This window comes from Pseudonocardia sp. DxW, from assembly GCF_058448985.1.
In genome coordinates this window covers 1-4,959 of the sequence record NZ_JBZFLK010000053.1, presented here as the reverse complement: position 1 = coordinate 4,959, position 4,959 = coordinate 1, and the positions used below count along the sequence as shown (strand labels likewise).

At 68.3% G+C, this 4,959-nt stretch carries 4 protein-coding genes, 2 pseudogenes and 1 other annotated feature; of the genes and pseudogenes, 1 reads left to right on the top strand and 5 read right to left on the bottom strand.

Annotation, left to right across the window (positions count from 1 at the left end):
- Window positions 1–73: 73 nt before the first annotated feature.
- On the bottom strand, window positions 74–457 hold the full coding sequence (locus ACVJO7_RS33775) for an MBL fold metallo-hydrolase (RefSeq protein WP_491676336.1): 384 nt from the start codon (window positions 455–457) through the stop codon (window positions 74–76).
- A gap of 193 nt (window positions 458–650) precedes the next feature.
- Window positions 651–1,490 carry an IS5 family transposase gene (locus tag ACVJO7_RS33770; protein ID WP_491676335.1) on the bottom strand — a complete coding sequence of 280 codons (840 nt, stop codon included), beginning with the start codon at window positions 1,488–1,490 and terminating at the stop codon, window positions 651–653.
- Between the two features lie 204 nt (window positions 1,491–1,694).
- Here ACVJO7_RS33770 and ACVJO7_RS33765 point away from each other — a divergent pair, with 204 nt between their 5' ends.
- Window positions 1,695–2,498: an HARBI1 family protein gene (locus ACVJO7_RS33765; RefSeq protein ID WP_491676337.1), complete on the top strand. Its 804-nt coding sequence runs from the start codon at window positions 1,695–1,697 to the stop codon at window positions 2,496–2,498.
- A 35-nt stretch (window positions 2,499–2,533) separates the two neighbouring features.
- Here ACVJO7_RS33765 and ACVJO7_RS33760 read toward each other — a convergent pair.
- From ACVJO7_RS33760 to ACVJO7_RS33750, 3 genes and pseudogenes are all read right to left on the bottom strand, one after another.
- Window positions 2,534–2,961 (bottom strand): annotated as a pseudogene (locus ACVJO7_RS33760) (transposase); the annotation flags it as partial.
- Window positions 2,546–2,677: a sequence feature (AL1L pseudoknot), on the bottom strand. (Overlaps the previous pseudogene by 132 nt.)
- A gap of 672 nt (window positions 2,962–3,633) precedes the next feature.
- Entirely contained in the window at window positions 3,634–4,581 is a 948-nt protein-coding gene (locus ACVJO7_RS33755) for a LysR family transcriptional regulator (RefSeq protein WP_491676334.1), read from the bottom strand.
- Window positions 4,582–4,644: 63 nt separating this feature from the next.
- A pseudogene (locus tag ACVJO7_RS33750) lies at window positions 4,645–4,872 on the bottom strand (IS256 family transposase); the annotation flags it as partial.
- Between the last annotated feature and the right edge of the window lie 87 nt (window positions 4,873–4,959).

Below are 4,959 nucleotides of genomic sequence, written 5' to 3'. Positions count from 1 at the left end.
TCATGTCTTCGCAAACACGATCATCGCAGGTCAGCGGGCACCTATCGTCATCTCCCCACCGGCAGGCCCGTCGCTACTCGCGGATTCGGGTCAGACCCCAACTCCTACACCCCCGATTGGGATGAGCCGCATTGGGGAAGGTGAGCGTACCGTTCCTGGAGGTCCATCCGACATGGTCGAGATGCATGTGTGTATAGAAGACCGTATCGATGTCCCCGGGCTCCACTCCGACGCTAGCGAGGCTGCCGAGCAACTGTCCGCCCCGGAATTCGCCATCGATCGACTCGACCGGAAGAACCGAATCACCGAAACCAAGGTCGACGAGGATCTTGCGCCCACCGGTCTCGACCAGGAACCCGCCCAGGCTCAGGAGAAGCTTGCCGTCAGCATCGAAGAGCTCCCGGTGCGCGTCCCACAGTTCCTGGCTTCCCGTTGGGAAGACAGCCGAAGCGGACACCGAAGCATGGCCGTCGGGTAGATGCGTAATTCGTGTCTCGCCGATGTCGATGCTCTCTACCGGAGCGGGACGGGCAGGGGCTGCGACTGCGGCGGAATCTCGAGGGTGTGCGGACAACGGTATCCGTCCTCTCGGTTGCGGAATGGGGTATGGAGCCGGGGGCCCGCCGTTGCTCAGAGCGTGTTTGAGAAGATCAAGTCGAGGGCGTGAAGATGCGTCGTTGCTGCCGGGTGGCGGGCCCACCGCGGGCGAGGCGTCGGGTCATGGTGTTGATCGCGGCCCAGCGGATCATGGCCTCGGAGGTGGCGCGGTGGCGTTCGTAGTCGCGGGCCAGGCGGCGGTGGGCGGTCAGCCAGGCCAGGCTGCGCTCGACCGCCCAGCGCCGTGGAATGACGACGAACCCGCGCTGACCTGTAGGTTTGCGGACGATCTCGATCGTGGTGCGCAAGAAGGTCTGCGCCCAGTCGACCAGGCGTCCGGCGAACCCGGCGTCGGCGAACACGAACCGCACCGCGGTAGCCAGATAGGCGCCGAGCAGAACCGTCTTCGCGCCGTCGCGGTCCTGACGTCCGGCGGTGCACACCATCACCGTGAGCAGCAGACCCGTCGTGTCAGTCACGATGAACCGCTTCCGGCCGTTGACCTTCTTACCGGCGTCGAAGCCGCGGGACTCGGCGCCGACGGTGTCGGCGCCCCGCACGCTCTGCGAGTCGATGATGCCCGCACTCGGCTCGGGCTCACGCCCCTCGGCCACCCGGACCTGGCCACGCACGACCGGCAGGATCTTCTCGGTGACCCGCTGCTGTTCCCACCGGTTGAAGTACCAGTACACGGTCTGCCACGGAGGGAAATCAGCCGGTAGTGCCCGCCACGCGCAGCCGGCCCGCACCACGTAGAGGATCGCGTCGACCACGTCGCGGCGCGCGTGCTTCTCCGGGCGGCCACCGGCCCCGGCCGCTGGAAGCAGCGGCTCAATCAACGCCCACTGTTCGTCACTGGTGTCCGAGGGGTACCGCCGCCTGCGTCGAGCCACCGGTCCACGGTGGATCAGTCCCAGCCTCGTACGGCGCAGACACGCCGACCCTTGTCAAACACGCTCTCAGGGAGAGTGCGACAACACGCCGACGGAGCGAAGATGACCAGGTAGGGGTGCGGGACCTCGGTAGAGAGGCGGTCCTTCCACAGATCGCCCAGCTCACCGAGGTCCCGCGTGTCCGATCCTGTCATCTACACCGCCGTGCTACCGATCGGGGAGTCCACTGCCGCGTTCGTGTCCCAGCTGCTGGCCGGCGAACGTGCACGACGGGGCACCCGCCGGGGGCGTCGTGTGCTGGGCTGCTACCGGCAAGCGGTGCTGGTGCTGCGCTGGTTCCTCGATGCCACCCGGGTCGCCCAGCTCGCGATCGACAACCAGCTCTCGAGTTCCACGACCTACCGCTACCTGCACGAAGGGATCGACGTGCTGGCTGCCGCCGCACCCGGGCTGCACGGTGCGCTGCTGGCCGCACGGGCGGCCGGGCACACCCACGTCCATCTTGACGGCACCCTGATCCGGACCGATCGATCCAGAGCTTTCGGGCCGAATGCTGGGGTCGATCTGTGGTGGTCGGGTAAGCACCGCCATCACGGCGGGAACGTCCAGGTCCTCACCGCACCCGATGGGTGGCCACTGTGGACCTCTCCGGTCCGCCCCGGCCGGGAGCACGACACCACTTGCGCCCGCGCTCACGACGGGCTCCTCGACGCCATCGACGACTGGACCGACCAGACCCACGTCGTGCTCGCCGACCTCGGCTACGAGGGCGAGAACACCCGGCTGACCTGCCCGTTCAAGGCGCCGCCCGGGGCTGGGCTGCCCCTGGACCAGCGCGCCTACAACATGCTCCACTCCGCCACCCGGGCTCTGGCCGAACGCGGTAACTCGCTGCTCAAGACCACCTTCCGCGCCCTGCGCCGGGTCACCCTGTGCCCCTGGCGGATCGGCGCGATCACCGCCGCCGCCCTGGTCCTGCTCCACCAAGAACACGACCGGATGGCCTGATCAACTCGCTACTGGGAAACATTCACTCGCCACTTGTAGTAGGTACTCGGAGCGATCTGCATCCCGTACTCGCTCAGCAGGGCACAAATCGACTCGACTCCGAAACGGTCACGATGACCGTCAACGTACTCGCAGATCAGCGAAGTTTGCGGTCGAGTTCCGCTTGGGCGAAAAACGCGCTCGCCGTCTTCAGAATCTCGTTCGCCCGCCGCAGCTCTGCATTCTCCTGCCGCAACCGCCGCAGTTCTTCAGGATCGGGATCGGCAACCGTCGGCCCCGCTGTCACCGACGGGTCATACTCTGCCTCGACCCAATTCCGGATCGTCGCCGGGTTGATTCCCAGCAACTCACCTACGTGCCGGCGCGCAGCCAGCTTGGACTCACCGTGATCACGCAGACGGCCCGTGTACAGGCGCACGGCGCGCTCACGCGTCTCCGCATCGAACTTCCGAGGTGCAGGCACTGGTCCAGTCTCCTTGCTAGATCAGAGCCTCTCCACCGTCCAGGACGATTCAGCGCAGGCAGCCCAGGTGGGCGGCATGCCCGGCGCCGTCATCGAGACCGCCGAGTTCTCGTAGCCACGCCGAGAGCGTGGTGGCCAGCAGCGCGCCCCAGACCCAGGCGAGGTTTCACGTCCGGGTCGGCGGAGGGTAGGTGGCGCAGCGCGGCACCCGTGTTTGGCGTTGCGGAAGTGGTCTCGCAGACCTCGTCCGTGACTTCGCTTGCGCTACTGCCCCGAGCACCGGCAACGACGACCTGCTCATGGCTGGATCGACCGAGCGCGACACGTCGACCTGCCGCACCTGCAGGCCGCACTCCCGGACTTGAGTTCGACCGCCCAGCGGGCAACGCTGGGCTCACCCAGCCGTTCCATAATCGGCGTGCGCTCGTCGGCACCTCAACGCGGAGCGTCTGTTGACCACCACGGACGCGCTGCGGCGCGGCGCACAGTCGGCCGAGGGAGGGGAACCGCACTACCTCCAGCCGGGTCGTCGGTTCGATGGGTGCCGCCTTCACTGCCGAAGGAAAGACCCACGTCGAGCGCCGTCGCCGATGGCATCTGACCGGCGGCTTTGGCAACACGCCGCCCCCGCCGCGCACCGGGGCGGGAGGTGCGGGACCGACCGGGCTGGGCTCAGTTCCAGATCGTGACGTAGACCGGCGGCCGGAAGCGGGACGGGGGGACGCCGGCTCCGGGCTCGCGGAGCAGTCTCATCGCTTCCGGTGTGCTCAGGAAGTGCCGCATCGAGCTCGCTGCGGCCGAACGGCGGTCGATCGAGAGCATGGTGACGTACCAGACGACCTCCATCGGGGTGCCGGGCACGTCGACCGGGGTGAGCTCGCGGCGGCGGGTCCGGTGCACGGCCAGGTGGGCCAGCGACGGGGTCACTCCGGCTTCGCGGGCGGCTGCATCCCAGGCGGCTGTCTGGTTCGGGAAGATCCGCATCCGGGACTCCGGCACTCCCAACGTGCGGAGCAGCCGGGCCACGTCGGTGCCGGGGTCGGCCGCGTCGGCGTCCACCAGCCACGGCCACTGTCGCGGCGAGCCGGTGAACTTCGCCCCAGGCGCGGCGAGGACGACCATGCGGCTGCGGAATACCGGCTCGCTGACCAGGGTGAGCCCGCGGTCGCCCGGCAGTTCGGGGCCCAGCGCGACGTCCGCCAGCCGCTGCGAGACCAGCGCCGCCATCTCGTTCGTCGCGGCGACCCCGACCGACACCTCGACCGTGCCGGAGGACCGGTTCCCGAGCACCTCGGCGAGCGGTCCGCCGAGGAACTCCACGATGGTGTTCGGCCCGACGAGGCGCAACGGCTCCGGTGCCCCGTTCGCCGAGCGCACCGCGGACTCCGCCTCCGCACCGAGTGCGACCATCTGGGCGGCGATCGTGAGCAGCCGGTTGCCCCCGGCGGTCATCACCATCCCGTTGCCACCACGGGTGAGCAGGGGGTCACCGAGGTACTTGCGCAGGGCCGCGATCGCCTGGGACACGGCGGGCTCGCTGACCGAGAGGGCCTCCGCGGCCGCCTTCACCGACCCGAGCCGCGCGACCAGGACGAACGCGGACAACTGCGTCAACGTCATAGTGATCAGTGTGGACCGGCGGGGGCGCGAAGAGCAATCGTCAAGACCTGTGGATGAAGATCTTTAGGCGGCTTCCGGTTGGTGGTGGTCGTCGGGTCGTTCGACGAGCTGGCCGCCGGTGAACGTGGCGCCGGTGCGGACGAGTGCCACCAGGTGCGGGCCGTTCACCGCGCGCCAGCGGTCCTGGGCAGCCTCGATCAGCTTGAACGCCATCGCCAGCCCGGCCGCCCGGGATCCCGGCCCCTTCGTGATCTTCGTGCGGTGCCGGACGGTGGCGAAGGTGGACTCGATCGTTATCTTCAGTCGGGGGACTGATCGAGCCTGTGAGCTGCTGGTTTGCCTCGTGAACAGTGTCGCTGACGTGGCTGTTCACGAGGT

Excerpts from the sequence above, each read along its gene's own strand:
- ACVJO7_RS33755 (WP_491676334.1), bottom strand. The coding sequence starts at position 4,581 with ATGACGTTGACGCAGTTGTCCGCGTTCGTCCTGGTCGCGCGGCTCGGG.